General features: G+C 60.5%; 13 protein-coding genes. 6 read left to right on the top strand and 7 right to left on the bottom strand.

Going from position 1 to position 14,108, the window contains the following annotated elements:
- Positions 1-124: 124 nt before the first annotated feature.
- Positions 125-1,450: an MFS transporter gene (locus J4D25_RS15795; RefSeq protein WP_057714112.1), complete on the top strand. Its 1,326-nt coding sequence runs from the start codon at positions 125-127 to the stop codon at positions 1,448-1,450.
- Positions 1,451-1,520: 70 nt separating this feature from the next.
- On the top strand, positions 1,521-2,912 hold the full coding sequence (locus J4D25_RS15790; RefSeq protein ID WP_057714113.1) for an FAD-dependent oxidoreductase: 1,392 nt from the start codon (positions 1,521-1,523) through the stop codon (positions 2,910-2,912).
- A gap of 3 nt (positions 2,913-2,915) precedes the next feature.
- Here the strand turns inward: J4D25_RS15790 and J4D25_RS15785 are convergent, their stop codons facing one another.
- Positions 2,916-4,337, bottom strand: coding sequence for a type VI secretion system Vgr family protein (locus tag J4D25_RS15785; protein WP_057714114.1), 1,422 nt, complete (start codon positions 4,335-4,337; stop codon positions 2,916-2,918).
- Positions 4,338-4,562: 225 nt separating this feature from the next.
- Here J4D25_RS15785 and J4D25_RS15780 point away from each other — a divergent pair, with 225 nt between their 5' ends.
- The gene (locus J4D25_RS15780) at positions 4,563-5,267 is read left to right on the top strand and encodes a YebC/PmpR family DNA-binding transcriptional regulator (protein WP_056854673.1); all 705 of its coding nucleotides are present in this window, start codon (positions 4,563-4,565) and stop codon (positions 5,265-5,267) included.
- 132 nt (positions 5,268-5,399) lie between these two features.
- Here J4D25_RS15780 and J4D25_RS15775 read toward each other — a convergent pair whose 3' ends face one another.
- From J4D25_RS15775 to J4D25_RS15760, 4 genes are all read right to left on the bottom strand, one after another.
- Entirely contained in the window at positions 5,400-6,713 is a 1,314-nt protein-coding gene (locus tag J4D25_RS15775) for a leucine-rich repeat-containing protein kinase family protein (protein ID WP_057714115.1), read from the bottom strand.
- Positions 6,714-6,928: 215 nt separating this feature from the next.
- Entirely contained in the window at positions 6,929-8,053 is a 1,125-nt protein-coding gene (gene zapE, locus J4D25_RS15770; RefSeq protein WP_057714116.1) for a cell division protein ZapE, read from the bottom strand.
- A 164-nt stretch (positions 8,054-8,217) separates the two neighbouring features.
- Complete coding sequence (locus J4D25_RS15765; protein ID WP_057714117.1) at positions 8,218-8,970, bottom strand: anti-sigma factor; 753 nt, start codon at positions 8,968-8,970, stop codon at positions 8,218-8,220.
- Complete coding sequence (locus J4D25_RS15760) at positions 8,967-9,473, bottom strand: sigma-70 family RNA polymerase sigma factor (protein WP_057714118.1); 507 nt, start codon at positions 9,471-9,473, stop codon at positions 8,967-8,969. The genes J4D25_RS15765 and J4D25_RS15760 overlap by 4 nt, the downstream gene beginning before the upstream one ends.
- 158 nt (positions 9,474-9,631) lie before the next feature.
- On the opposite strand from J4D25_RS15760, the gene J4D25_RS15755 reads away from it, so the two are divergent.
- Positions 9,632-10,717 carry a catalase family peroxidase gene (locus J4D25_RS15755; protein ID WP_057714119.1) on the top strand — a complete coding sequence of 362 codons (1,086 nt, stop codon included), beginning with the start codon at positions 9,632-9,634 and terminating at the stop codon, positions 10,715-10,717.
- Positions 10,714-11,259 (top strand): cytochrome b, encoded by a 546-nt coding sequence (locus J4D25_RS15750; RefSeq protein WP_057714120.1) that lies wholly within the window; start codon positions 10,714-10,716, stop codon positions 11,257-11,259. The genes J4D25_RS15755 and J4D25_RS15750 overlap by 4 nt, the downstream gene beginning before the upstream one ends.
- 62 nt (positions 11,260-11,321) lie before the next feature.
- Here J4D25_RS15750 and J4D25_RS15745 read toward each other — a convergent pair whose 3' ends face one another.
- Both J4D25_RS15745 and J4D25_RS15740 read right to left on the bottom strand, forming a co-directional pair.
- Positions 11,322-12,473, bottom strand: coding sequence for a M14-type cytosolic carboxypeptidase (locus tag J4D25_RS15745; protein WP_057714121.1), 1,152 nt, complete (start codon positions 12,471-12,473; stop codon positions 11,322-11,324).
- 486 nt (positions 12,474-12,959) lie between these two features.
- Complete coding sequence (locus tag J4D25_RS15740) at positions 12,960-13,301, bottom strand: DUF6124 family protein (RefSeq protein WP_057714122.1); 342 nt, start codon at positions 13,299-13,301, stop codon at positions 12,960-12,962.
- A 129-nt stretch (positions 13,302-13,430) separates the two neighbouring features.
- Between J4D25_RS15740 and J4D25_RS15735 the strand changes: the two genes are divergently transcribed.
- Entirely contained in the window at positions 13,431-14,078 is a 648-nt protein-coding gene (locus J4D25_RS15735) for a LexA family transcriptional regulator (protein WP_057714123.1), read from the top strand.
- Positions 14,079-14,108: the final 30 nt, after the last annotated feature.

Below are 14,108 nucleotides of genomic sequence, written 5' to 3'. Positions count from 1 at the left end.
TACAGGACTCATCTGACCGGTATCCGCCGTAGGGACAGGGCGATATCGCAGTGCTCAACAATAAAAACACAGGCGTTTTCTTCCAATTCTGCCGGCACACTCACACCCTGAGGTCAGAACCACAATGAACAAGCACATCGGCACCATCAAGCGTTGGCGCGTGCAGATCTTCGCGATCACCTGGCTCGCCTACGCCGCTTTCTACTTCACTCGCAAAGCCTTCTCGGTGGCCAAGCTCGGTATTGGCGAAGACCCGACCTTCATGCTCGACAAAATGGCCATGGCCAACCTCGACGCCATCTACCTGACGGCTTACGCCGTCGGTCAGTTCACCTGGGGCATCCTCGCAGACCGTTTTGGCCCGCGAGTTGTGGTGCTCGGCGGGTTGCTGATTTCCGCCGCCGCGGCGCTGGTGATGGGCAACTTCGCAACGTTACCGATTTTCGCTACCTGCATGCTGATACAAGGCCTGGCGCAGTCCACCGGTTGGTCGGGGCTGTGCAAGAACCTCGGCAGCTTCTTTCCCTCCGAGCAACGCGGACGGGTATTGGGCCTGTGGAGTTCCTGCTACGCCTTTGGCGGTCTGGTAGCCTCGCCGTTTGCCGGTTGGTGGGCGTACACGCTCATCGGCAGCTGGCATGCGGCGTTCATTTCCAGTGCGGCGGTGGTTGGGCTGGTCGCCGTGCTGTTTTTTATTTTCCAACGCAACAAACCGGAAGACGTCGGCTTGCCGGCGGTGGAGCCGGAGCCTGAGCTGACCGCCGAACAAGCCGAGGCGCAAAGCAAAATCAGCATGTGGGAGCCTTTGAAGGAAATCCTGCGCAACCGCACGGTGCTGGTGCTGGGGTTGGCGTACTTCATGCTCAAGCCGGCGCGCTACGCGATTCTGCTGTGGGGGCCGGTGATCGTCTTCGAACAGATGCCTTCGGTGGGCAAGGTCGGCGCGGCGATCATTCCGACTGCGTTCGAGCTGGCCGGGTTGCTCGGGCCGATCCTGATTGGCCTGGCCTCGGACAAACTGTTCGGCGCCCGGCGCATGCCGGCCTGCGTGATCAGCCTGTTGGCGCTGACGGTGTCCCTGGCGTTTTTCATGGGCGCCCTGCATACCGGCAGCGTGCTGCTGGTGGTGGCGCTGCTGTTCGTCATGGGCCTGACCCTCTACGGACCGGACTCGATGATCAGCGGCGCGGCCGCCATCGACTTCGGCACCGCCAAGGCCGGCGCCACGGCAGCCGGTTTCGTCAACGGCTGCGGTTCGGTCGGGGCGATTCTCGGCGGGCTGCTGCCAGGCTACTTCGACACCGTTACCGTGTTCATCGTCTTCGCCGGCTGCGCCATGTTCTCGGCGCTGGTATTGATCCCGCACTGGAACAGCCGCCCCGGTGGCCTGGGCACTCACTTCGCCTATGTGCCCAATCAAGCGATGACTATCAAACCCTTGCGTACCTGAATCCTGTCCCTCGTCGCCTGCTGCACCTGCGGCAGGCCGGCGTGTGGGCCACTGACCGGAGATTGACCCCATGAGACCCTTTTGGCTGGACCAGGCCTTGAAGGCTGATGCATCCGAAACCTGTCCGCCACTGGAAGGCGACGCCCGCGCCGATGTCTGTATCGTCGGCGGTGGTTACACCGGGTTGTGGACCGCGATCATGCTCAAGGAGCAGAACCCCGAACTGGATGTGTTGCTGATCGAAGCGGACATCTGCGGTGCCGGGGCCAGTGGACGCAATGGCGGTTGTGCGTTGTCGTGGTCGGCCAAGTATTTCACCCTCGAACGTTTGTTCGGTGTCGAAGAAGCCGTGCGTCTGGTCAAGGAGTCGGAGCGCAGCATCCATGCCATCGGCGCCTTCTGCGAACAGTATGGGGTGGACGCCGATTACCGCCTCGATGGCACCCTCTACACCGCGACCAATCGCGCGCAGGTCGGCTCGACCGACGCTGTGATCGCGGCGCTGGAGCGCAACGGCATCAACTCGTTCACCCAGCGGCCAGTGGCCGATGTGCAGCGCATGGCCGGTTCCAGCAAACACCTGGAGGGCTGGTTTTCCCCGGCCGCGGCCAGTGTGCAGCCGGGCAAACTGGTGCGTGGCTTGCGCCGGGTAGCCCTGCAACTGGGGGTGAGGATTCATGAAAACACCGCGATGACCGGGCTGGAGGAGGGCCGGCCGGCGGGCATTCAAACCCCCAAGGGCACCATTCGCGCCGACCGCGTGGTGCTGGCGATGAACGCCTGGATGGCCCGGGCGTTTCCGCAGTTCGAACGCAGCGTGGCGATCGTTTCCAGCGACATGCTGATCACCGAGCCTCGGCCGGATTTACTCGACGAAATCGGCCTGACCAGCGGCGTCACGGTGCTCGATTCGCGGATTTTCGTGCACTACTACCACAACACGCCGGACGGCCGGATCATGCTCGGCAAGGGCGGCAACACCTTTGCCTACGGCGGGCGCATGCTGCCGGTGTTCGATCAGCCATCGCCTTATGCCGGCCTGTTGCAGAGCAGTCTCGCGGATTTCTTCCCGGCGTTTGCCGACGTCAAGGTCGAGGCGACCTGGAACGGTCCATCGGATCGATCGGTGACCGGGCTGCCGTTCTTCGGGCAGATGAGCGCCAGTGGCAATGTGTTTTACGGTTTCGGCTATTCCGGCAGCGGCGTCGGCCCCTGCCACATGGGCGGGCAGATTCTGGCGTCGATGGTTCAAGGCCTGGACAACCCCTGGACCCGTTCGCCGCTGGTCAATGGCCCACTGGGCTTTTTCCCGCCGGAGCCGATTCGCTACATCGGCTCGCTGATGGTGCGCAACGCCATCCGCCGCAAGGAGCGCGCGGAGGATCACGGGCATCGGCCACGGCATCTGGACGTGCGTCTGGCGAAGTTCGCTGCTGCAGCCGGCAAGGCTGACAAAGGCTGAGCGTCAGGGTGCAGGGTCCGAGCGGGTGAGCAGCCAGTCGAACAGCAGGCGGGTATCGCCACGGGGCTCATGCGGGCGAGGGCGGTGAGGTTGTGGCCGAGGGCCCATGACCGTACAAAGCACCGGGCGATCCGGGTCACTGTCGAGGAAAATCACCAGTACCTCGCTGCCAGCCACGGGCAAGCGGGCCGGATCGATCCAGTCCTCGGCGGTGGTCAGCGCCAGCGGAAGCCACAGGCCGTTGGACTCTTCAGCGTCTGGTTGCGTGGCGGGCCAGAGGTTCACCTGAACCCGGCCATCCTCGTCCACTGCCGCCGGTTGCCCGACCGGGCCGCACACGCGACCGGGCTGATACCCGGGGATATTCGGCCTGGGTTGTTTGAGCGCGGGCCTGAATACCGTCGACCAGGGAATGGCGCTGAATTGATTGCGGTAACCCGAGGCCGTGCCCGGTGTGTCGTCGAGCAGAATGGATGACTGACACCCCTGATGGCGGATTTCGGTAACCAGCCATTGATCATTGAAATTCGCCAGCGGGTGCTCGGCCACTTGCAGGATCCGGCCACTGCGTAATGCCCCCTGGCTACTTTGACCGTGGATCTGCTGGTGACGGCAGCGCAGGCGTTCCAGTTGTCGACGGCTGAGCTGGTCGCGATGTTGTTGCTCGCCAGCGGGACAGTGCCTCGCCGTGGCGAACGAGTGATTGGCTGCGCCTTCGCTGATGTCCGCTGCACCCGGATTCCTGGCGCCTGGACGCACAGGGGAGAGCGTGGCGTCATGGCGCTGGAACAGTTCGCTGATCACCGGTTCCTGGTGTTCGCCGGGGGCGCCGCCGCTCATCGACATGAGCAGTGGCTCCTGGGGAAAACTCAGACTGTCGTCGGCCAGCACCAGCACATGGCCGTCGCGTTGATGCTCGAAGTGATAGTGGATGCCTTCTTCCTCGCACAGCCGTTGCAGCAACGCCAGGTCGGATTCTTCGTACTGAATGCAAAAAGGTCGCAGGGGATAGTGCCTGGTTGCCAGTTCAAAGCGATAACTGCTGGCGGGCAACCCATGTTCCTCCAGCAATTGGCGCAGGATCATTGGCACGCTGGCGTGCTGGAAAATACGTCGGCATCGTTGCTGTTCCAGCACCTGGACACGAGGCACCAGCACCAGCTTGTAAGCGACCCGGTGCCCGCTTCGATGTTCACAACTGGCGCTGTCCAGCACGCCATGAATGCCTTGATCGTGGCCGAATTCGAGGAACGCCGGTTGGTGCAGCAATCGCTCAAGGTTCAGGGCTGGTGCCAGCCCGATCACCTCGATGTCGAATCGATAGGGCTGGTTGAGAGCTTCATGACCACTGAACCGAACCACCTGGAAGCTCAGGTCGTCTTCGAGAAGCGTCAGGGTGGTGGGACTATCCTTGTCGTTGTGCATCGAACGCGCTACCGCTGTGGAGTAGGGTGCAAAGCGTACGAAACCCCGGCGCATTGCGGGTACGGTAAAGCGACATTTCCGAATTGCCCTACAACCGCTGGTGAAGATGTCGATGCAAGTCGGGATTTTTTGGTCGATTGCCAACTTTAGGCCGTATAAACTTGTGCAAAGCGTCGGCCAATAGATGTCTCGGCGCCACAGATGCCACAGATAAGAGAGTGAGAAATGGGCGCACAGTGGAAGGTTAAACACAAAGAAGCGGCAGCCAATGCCAAGGGCAAGATCTTCGGCAAACTGGTGAAAGAAATTACCATTGCTGCGCGCAACGGCGCTGATACTGCTACCAACGCGCACTTGCGCCTGGTGGTTGAACAGGCCAAGAAAGCTTCGATGCCCAAGGAAACACTGGATCGTGCCATCAAGAAGGGCGCGGGCCTGCTGGGCGAAACCGTGCAATACCATCGCGTGACCTATGAAGGGTTCGCCCCGCATCAGGTGCCGTTGATCGTTGAGTGCGTGACCGACAACATCAATCGCACCGTCGCCGAGATCCGCGTGGCGTTCCGCAAGGGTCAGCTGGGGGCTTCCGGTTCGGTGGCCTGGGACTTCAACCACGTCGGCATGATCGAAGCGTCGCCGGACACCCCGGATGCCGATCCGGAAATGGCCGCCATCGAAGCCGGTGCACAGGATTTCGAGCCGGGTGAAGAGGGTGCAACCCTGTTCCTGACCGAACCGACCGACCTCGACGCGGTGCAGAAAGCCCTGCCGGAACAAGGCTTCACTGTGCTGTCGGCCAAACTGGGCTACCAGCCGAAAAACCCGGTCAGCGGCCTGAGCGATGAGCAGATGGCGGAAGTCGAAGCGTTCCTCGAAGGCCTCGATAACCACGACGACGTGCAGGACATGTTTGTCGGGTTGGCGGGTTAAGTCTTTGTGTCAATGACGGTCATGTTGTTTGACAGACCGTCATCGTCGGATCGCCGCCCGGAGCAAGCTCGCTCCCACAGGTTTAGCGCTACCCTGTGGGAGCGAGCTTGCTCGCGATTGACCGCGCAGCGGTCACAGACTTTCCAATTGCCGCACGATTTCGCTGAACCCCGGCCGTAGCAGCACTTGCGGCTGGCAGCAACGCTGTTCCAGATCTTCCAGTACCCCACGCTGTTCGTCGCTCAACCCCGAATTAACCCGCTCCAGCAGTTCGCCCAGCAACACCCCGAACGCCCGCACCTCGATCCGCTGCAAGGCGCGGCTTTCCAGGCTGTCGGAAATCCCGTGGAACGACGCCGCGCCAAAATCCCCCAGCAAGCAATCGCCCTGTTCATTCCACAGAATATTGTGCCCGTAGAGATCGCCATGGGTGATGCCGTGGTTGTGCAAGTGTTCGGCCACCGAGGCAATGCCCGAGGCAATGCGCAGCGCCACCGCCGCACTGAAACGCAAGCCTTCGGCATAAATGTCGCGGCTGCACGACGCCAGGCTCGGCAGGCTGGCGAGGTTGCGAAAACTCGGCGGGACCAACTGCATGGCCAGCCCGGCGGTTTGTTGCGGGTGATCGACAATCCGCCCTTCGACGCGAATCAGATTCGGGTGCAGGCCGGCGGTGATGCAGGCGTTCATCTCGTGCAGCGGCGAGCCATCGCTGGTCATTTCGCCCTTGTAGAGCTTCACCGCAACGGGCATGGCCGGTTGGTCGGTCGGTTGCCAGACAGCTTGATGAATCACTCCGGACGCCCCTTCGCCGAGTTTTTTCTCCAGATGCAATGCCGACCAGTCAATGCGCGGTGTGGCATTGAGGGCGGCGGCATCGGCTTCGGTTTCCAGCGGATTACCGGCGTAGGCCAGCCAGGTCAGGCTTGGCAGCGTCAGCAGCCATTGCGGCAAGTCGGTGAACTGGTTGGCGGCGATGCGGATCAGCTCCAGCCGATGACAATTGTGCATCGACTCCGGCAACGCCTGCAGGCGGTTACCGGCAAGCATCAGCTTTTGCAGGTATGGCCGCTCTCCCAACGCGCTCGGCAGCGTCTCGATGCAATTGTCGGTCAGGATCAGCCAGCGCAGCAGTGGTGGCAGTGCCGCTGCGGGCACGTGGGCTATACGGTTGGCCTTGAAGCCGATCATCGTCAGTGCAGCGCATTGGCCAACACAGGCCGGCAACTCGGTGAAACGGTTATCGGAGCAGAACAGCACGCGCAAACGGGACAGGCGATGCAAGTCCTCTGGCAACGCGCTCAGAGCATTGCCGCTGAGGTTGAGCACTTCCAGCGAATCCGCCAGATCGAAGATCTCCCGGGGAAACTCGGTCAGGCCCTCGGCCAGATCCAGCCGCGTGATGCCCGACAACTCGCCGGCGCGCAATTGAGCAAGGGTATGCATGAACAGATTCGCCATTAACCTAGAGGAGGGCGCGGGGCCCTGGAAATGGGCGACATGATAGCGGGAAAGATGTGGCGACTGTCAGGCCGCCTTCGCGAGCAAGCCCGCTCCCACATTTGATCGGTGTAGATCAAAAATTCTGTATCCGACACAAATCCATTGTGGGAGCGGGCTTGCTCGCGAAGAAGTCAGTCAATGCAACAAAAAGCTATCGATCAGACCGGTTCGCTGACTTCGACCAGTTGTCCCAATCGGCTGCGCGTGCGCGCCAGATCAATGGCATCGCCACCCAGGCTTTCGCGCAATGAGTGCTGCCCGAGCAACGTCAGGTGCTTGTCCTGGTCGTACAGTACGTCGATGAGGTTGATAAAACGCTGCTGGGCGGCAATCGTGCAATCGCCCAGCAGTGGCAGTTCATCGATGATCCAGCGGTCGAACTGGCGGCACAGCTCCAGATAATCCATCACAGCCGTGGGCTGATCGCACAAATCGGTGAAGGTAAAACCGACGCCGCGCCCTTCGCAGAAACGTGCTCGCAAATGCCGGGTACCTACCGGCAACGAAACAGGCGGGGCATTGTGCCTGGGCAGGTTCAGCGATTGTCGTTGCGCCACGCTCGCCGGCCAGACGTAGTGACCTTGAGTGAACAACTGATGCGCATGGGTTCGGGCCTGGCTGCGGTAGTCGTGGGGCCCGCCGACCTCCATCACCTGCATGCGCGTATTGATCAAGTCGATCACCGGTTTGAAGCGGGCGTGGTACAGCGGATTGGGCAACAGGCCTTCGGGCGGATAATTGGAGGTGACCAGCAACAGGATGCCGCGCTGGAACAGTGCCTTGAACAACCGGGTGATGAGCATCGCATCGCCGATGTCGTGCACATGGAACTCATCGAAACACAGCACCCGGCAATCGCTGAGCAGTTCATCGAGGGTGATCGCCAGGGCGTCGGTCTGATCGCGGTGCTCGAACATGCCCTGGTGCAGTTGGGCGAAAAACTGATGGAAGTGCAGGCGTTGTTTTTGCGCGAGGGGAATGGCCTGGAAAAACCCGTCGAGCAGCCAGCTTTTGCCGCGCCCCACGGCACCATGCAGGTAAAGGCCGGGAAGGGGTTTCGCCGCAGTGCCCATCAGCATGCAGGCATGCCGGGCCATGCAGTCGATCACCCGCTGTTGGCTGTGACTGAGGGTGTAGCCCCGGGCATGGGCCTGATGGCGAAAGTAGTCGTGGATGACTTGGCCTGTCGCGGCGCTACCGGGCGCCGGTGCCTTGCCGAGAAGGCGACGCAACGTTTGCCAGCGCGATTTGATTCGCGAACGGCTGGGCGGTCGAACGGCCACTGGGATATCACCTCTGGTGTACGGGCAGGCTCTTTGTGCTGCGGCGCCATAGTGTAACCAGAGCAGGGAATCTGCTTCCAGCAGTGTCGGCATATTCCGGGCCACCGTCACTGGGCTCTAAAGGAACACCGCAAACTCCCACAAAAAAAGCAGCTGGATGGCGATCAGAATTGAGTGGTCTGTTTGAGCATCCGCGCCGCCGGTGTATCCGCCGGGCTGACCATCGCATAGTTGTAGCCACTTCCCGACCAGTACTCGGCCTGCAACTCGCCATCACTGCGACTGCCCCTGGGCAGCAGGAAGTTTTTCGGCCCTGGCGGGCGCACGTAGAAACTGATTTTCTGCCCGCTCTGGCTCTCGTAGACCACCATCGCCGCCGGGCCTTGCTCGGTGCTCAGCAGGCGCCCGCTGACCGGTTTGAAACCGGCATCCGAAAGGTCGGGCAGGCGATTGGCCTGTGTGAAGTAGCGGTCGAGCCAGCCTTGCATGTCACCGTCGTCGCCGACTTTGAAATCCGCCGGCAGGAGGCCTTGCTGGGCAATCAGGCGATACGCCTGCAGCGCATCGGTCATTGGAAGCTGGGGACTCGCCAGTGTCATCTCCCGCGCTTGCCAGCCGCTGAAACCGCCGACGCTGACGGCGATGAACAACATCGCGGCACTGGCCAGGTGTCGACGGGATTGGCGTTTAAGGCGCTGGCGTATAACCGCCGGATCCAGGTCCGGGTTCGCGGGTTGTTGCAAGGCACCACTCAGCGCTGCGCGCAGTGCCTGGGCATCCTGTTGCCAGGCGCGCACTTGCGCGGCCATCTGCGGGTTACCGGCCAGAAACGTCTCCACCTGGCGTCGGTCGGCGTCGCTCAGTTGGTGGTCGACGTAGGCATGCAGGTCACGTTCGCTGGGGGGCATGCTGATCATTTGAGTCTCCGCAGGGAAGGGCGGTTGATTTCGCCATCGCTGAGTTGGCGCAGGGCCTGGCGAGCTCGGGACAGGCGGGACATCACGGTGCCGGTGGGTATGTCGAGAATCTCGGCGACCTCTTTGTAACTCAAACCTTCCACCGACACCCAGAGCAGCAGCGCGCGCTGCTCGGTGGGCAGCCGGTCGAAGGCGTTGAGGGTCGATTGGGCAATCACGGTGCGCTCCACCGAGGGCTGGGCATCGTCACGCCCGGTGAAGAATTCGAGCATGCGCGCGTAGCGCCGGGAGCGACGGTGAGCATCGAGAAACTGCCGATAGAGAATCGAGAACAGCCAGGCGCGCAAGTCGCCCTCGGCGCGTTTGCCAGCCCAACTCGAGAGTGCCCGCTCCAGGCTCGCCTGCACCAGGTCGTCAGCGCTGCTGGTGTTGCGCGTCAACGACACGGCGAACCGTCGCAATCCTGGAATGATTTCCCTCAGTTGTTCGTCGATATCGTTCATGAAGTTCTGACTAGTCACTACGCTTGGGACTAGGAAGACGTCCGGTACCGGAGGTTATTCCACGTCAGAAAAAATAAACACCGCGCGTGGGAATAAACCTGCATGCGGTGCGTCTGCTTGATTCTTCTCACTTGTGGCCGATGGCCCTGGAGTCTTTCATGGTAGATCGATCATCACCGCCAACCCGGCCACCCTTGAATGCGGCAAGCCTGACGTTGCGTCTGGCTGGCATTGCCGTGGTCGTTGCCGCCGTGGCTGGGGCGTTTGCCTACGTCAACGGAACCTTTGACCCACAGCGCCTGACCCCGAAGAAACTGATCAACGTGCTGGAAACCAACAACGGCGTGCATCCGGGTTTCCGTCGCAACCATTCCAAAGGCGTGTGCGTGATCGGGCATTTCGAGAGCAGCGGTGAGGCGCGCAGCTATTCCACCGCCCAGGTGTTCAACGAAGCTCGGACGCCGGTGGTCGGGCGTTTCGCCTTGCCGGCCGGCAACCCTTATGCTCCGGACAGTGCCGTGCCGATCCGCAGCATGGCCTTGCGCTTCACCCAGGCCAACGGCCAGCAGTGGCGCACGGGGATGAACAGCATGCCGGTGTTCCCGGTAGGCACGCCCGAGGCGTTCTATCAATTGCAGCAGGCGCAGTCGCCGGACCCGGCTACGGGCAAGCCGAACCCGACCGCGGTTCCGGCGTTTTTCGGTGCGCATCCGGAAGCTGCACCCTTTCTGGCCTGGATCAAGACCGCCAAACCGTCAGCCAGTTACGTCACCGAGACATATAACAGCGTCAACGCGTTTTATCTGGTGAACGCTGCCGGACAACGCCAGGCTGTGCGCTGGAGCATGGTGCCGGTAGCGCAGGATGCGTCGGGTGTCATGGCGCCCGAGGGCAGCGGCTTTCTGGAGAAAGACCTGGTTCAGCGTATAGCCGCAGGACCGTTGCGTTGGCAGTTGAATATCATCCTGGCCAATCCCGGCGATCCCGTGAACGACGCCAGCAAAGCCTGGCCTGAAGGGCGCAAAGTGTTGAACGCAGGCACGCTGGTGCTGGAAAAAACCCAGCCGCAACTCAATGGCGAATGCCGTGACATCAATTACGACCCGCTGGTTTTACCCGCCGGTATCGAAGCATCCGACGACCCGTTGCTCGCCGCTCGTTCAGCCGGTTACGCCAATTCCTACCTGCGTCGCACCAGCGAAGTCAGCCAGTTGCCCGCCGCCAAACAGGAGGCCCAGCAATGAGCACCCAACCCAACCACTTCGCTCCATTGGCACGACTGCTGCACTGGCTGATGGCACTGATGATCATCGCCATGCTGTTTATCGGTGCCGGCATGGTCGCCTCGGTGTCCGAACGGCATGAATGGCTGATCAATCTGCACAAACCTTTGGGTGTCGCGATTTTGCTGCTGGTGATCGTGCGGCTGGTGGTGCGGTTCTCCACCACGCAACCACCGCTGCCGGCGGATTTGCCGGGTTGGCAAGCGATGGCGGCCAAGGCCTCGCATGTATTGCTGTATGCCTTGATGCTGGTCTTGCCGCTGCTGGGCTGGACGATGATTTCGGCGTCGGGCGAACCGGTGATGCTCAGCAGTTCGCTACAGTTGCCGTCGATTGTGCCGGCGAACGCCCAGCTGTTTGCGTTTTTGCGCAAGGCCCATGGGTATCTGGCGTATCTGCTGTTTCTGACCGTGTTGCTGCATTTGGCGGCCGCGTTGTTTCACGGTTGGGTGCGGCGGGATGATGTGCTGGACAGCATGTTGCGGGGTAAGGATCGCGGCTAGTTGCAATGGAGAAAAAGATCGCAGCCTGCGGCAGGCGGCGATCTTTTGATCTTGAAGGGAGATCAGCGCAGGGTATCGACCATATCCGCAATGGTGGTGAGCACATCCTTGCCCAACTGCTTCGACCGCTTGCCTGACCAGCCCGTCAACGGGTTCGGATGATCATCGTGATCCTTGAACGGCATTTCCAGGGTCAGCGAAAGGCAGTCGTACTTCTGGCCCACGCTGTTGCAGGCCAGCGTCATGTTGGCTTGACCCGGCTCGTCGCGGGTGTAGCCGTGTTTGGTCTGGAAATCCTTTGTGGTGTGTTTCAGGTGGTTGCGGAAGTGTTCTTCGAGTTTTTCGATCCGTGGTGTGTAACCCGGATTGCCTTCGCAAGCAGCTGTGAACACATGAGGGATTTCCTCGTCACCATGGACGTCGAGGAACATATCGACGCCGTATTTTTCCATCTGCTGCTGAACGAACAGGACTTCTGGGCTGATTTCCTGGCTGGCGTTCTGCCAGGCGCGGTTCAGGTCCTGGCCCATGGCGTTGGTGCGCAGGTGTCCGTGGAAGGCGCCGTCCGGGTTCATGTTCGGTACCAGGTACAGATCGGCGCCGGCCAGTAGTTTGTTCAGCACTGGGTCGTCGTTTCTTTCCAGGCGTTCGATCACGCCTTCCATGAACCACTCGGCCATGTGCTCGCCCGGATGTTGCTGGGCGATGATCCACACTTTGCGCTGGCCTTCGGCGCCGGTGCCTTTGCGCAATAGCTGGATGTCGCGACCTTCGACACTCTTGCCGGTGGCCAGCAGTTCGGTGCCGGCCTTGGTCAGCGCCTGCTCGATCAGCCAGTCGTGGCGACCTCGGCTGTAGGGTTCGAAGTAGGCGAACCAGGCATGGGTCTGCTCGGCTTCGAGGCTGAAGCGCAGGCAGTCGCCTTCGAAAATGGTCGGTACGCGGAACCAGTTGACGTGGTCGTAGGACGCCACCGCCTGATAGCCGGCCCAGGCCTTGTTGTAGGAGGATTGGCTGGCATTGTTCAGGCGAAACCAGTGCTCCTGGCCGACATGCAGGCCGCTTGCCTTGAAGTGGAACCATTGGAAATGGTTGCTTTTGGTATCGGGGCGGATCGCCAGCAGGGGCTTGAGCGGGTCGCTGACATCGATTACCTGGATATTGCCGCTGTCGAAGTTGGCACTGATGTCGAAAGAAGATTTAGCCACGGCCATAATCGGGTCCTTGAATATGATTTTTATGGTGGCTACTTTACACGCAAGAGTGGGGTGAAACCGAGGGGAATTGCGGGGTGCGAGGGTGGGGGCGTCCTCCTTGACGCCGCCGCAGCTTAGAGACTATGCGATTGATTCTCAAGTGCTATCTGTCGCTGGTTTTAGCCAATGATGCCGGGCTTCTCTTGCCAACTGGAATTCTTTTGATATCATCCGCGCCATCGAATTTGCGGCACCCAAAGACTTCATTAGCCTGAAGCCAAAGCCAGAAAAACTGGCAAAAAAAAGACCCGGCAAAAAGCCGGGTCAAAAACCGTGATTAGCCTGATGAGGAGATAGTCCAGGAGACCGACCTAAGGTCACCTGGTCCATCGACTGATCTCGCGACCAGTTGATGCAATAATAATCATTCTCGTTTGCAAGTCAAACGTTTTTACCTGCGCGACAGGAAAATTCTTTCCTGCCCTCTCGATTTGTCTTCTCACCTCAACCGTTTTCATACTTCTCCAGCGATCGATCGACCATCGCCTTGGCCATGTCGATCATGTGTACGGTCGAAAATGCCAGGTCGCGGCTTGCGCCTTGCAGGTGATTGGTGGACTCGTACGCGGTGGCGGCAGCACAGCGCAACAGGTCCAGGGCATGGACCAGCGCCTCTTCGCCGCTGATATTGCGGTTTACATCAAAAAAACGCGGCTCGGCCACTCCCTCCGAAACAGCTGGTTTCAAGTAATAGTCCAGCGCGCGTTGTGCCGCCGCTGAGTCCAGGGGCGAGGCAAAGGTGGTGTCGATGTGCATGTCCGGCAGGTCATTGGTGGGTTGGTTCATGGCGATGGCAAGCTCCGTGTTAGATTCAGATCCGTGAACCGATCCTAATACGAACTGTATTTGTGACGACGATTTAAATACTACATTTTGTGTTTTGATGGCTGGAGTCGCCCACGTATCGTGCCGCACATGGATAAATGGATTGAATTGGTCAAGGCCAAGATGAGTGAACTCAAAATCACTCAAGAGATACTCGCCGAGCGCCTCGGGATGTCCCAGGGCGGCATTGGCCACTGGCTCAACAAACGTCGTGAACCCGGCATCGAAGACATGAACCGTGTGCTGCAGGCGCTGGGCCTTGAGTTTCTCGAAGTGGCGCTGGTGATCCGGGAGCCGCAGGCGTCAACGGACGACGAAATCCCCCTGACACAGAAGTACAACCCGTACTTTCGCTACCCGGTCAGTGACTGGCGCGAACCTGCCGTAGTGCGTGACGGCGAGGTTCCGGTATACGGAAAAGGACACTTTGAACTGTCCGATTACCACGCCCGGGGGCCGGCATTCTGGTTGAGAGTGGCAGGCGATGCGATGACCGCACCCAATGGCATCAGTATCCCGGAAGGCATGCTGATCCTGGTGGACCCTGCGGTGGACGTCGAACCTGGCAAACTGGTCATTGCCCAGTGGCCGGGCAGCAACGAAGCCACGTTCCGCAAGCTCATCGAAGAGGGCGGGCAGCGTTATCTGGTCCCGCTCAATCCGACGTATCCGAAAGCCTTGTACACCGAAGAGTGTCGAATCATCGGTGTAGTGGTTCAGGCAACAGCCAGGTTCTGATCAGATCGGTCCTCGCGATGCGTAGGACCG

The sequence above is a fragment of the Pseudomonas sp. GW456-L13 genome (genome assembly GCF_017350115.1).
GTDB classification, from domain to species: Bacteria; Pseudomonadota; Gammaproteobacteria; order Pseudomonadales; family Pseudomonadaceae; genus Aquipseudomonas; species Aquipseudomonas jessenii.
This window is presented reverse-complemented; position numbering and strand designations above follow the sequence as displayed.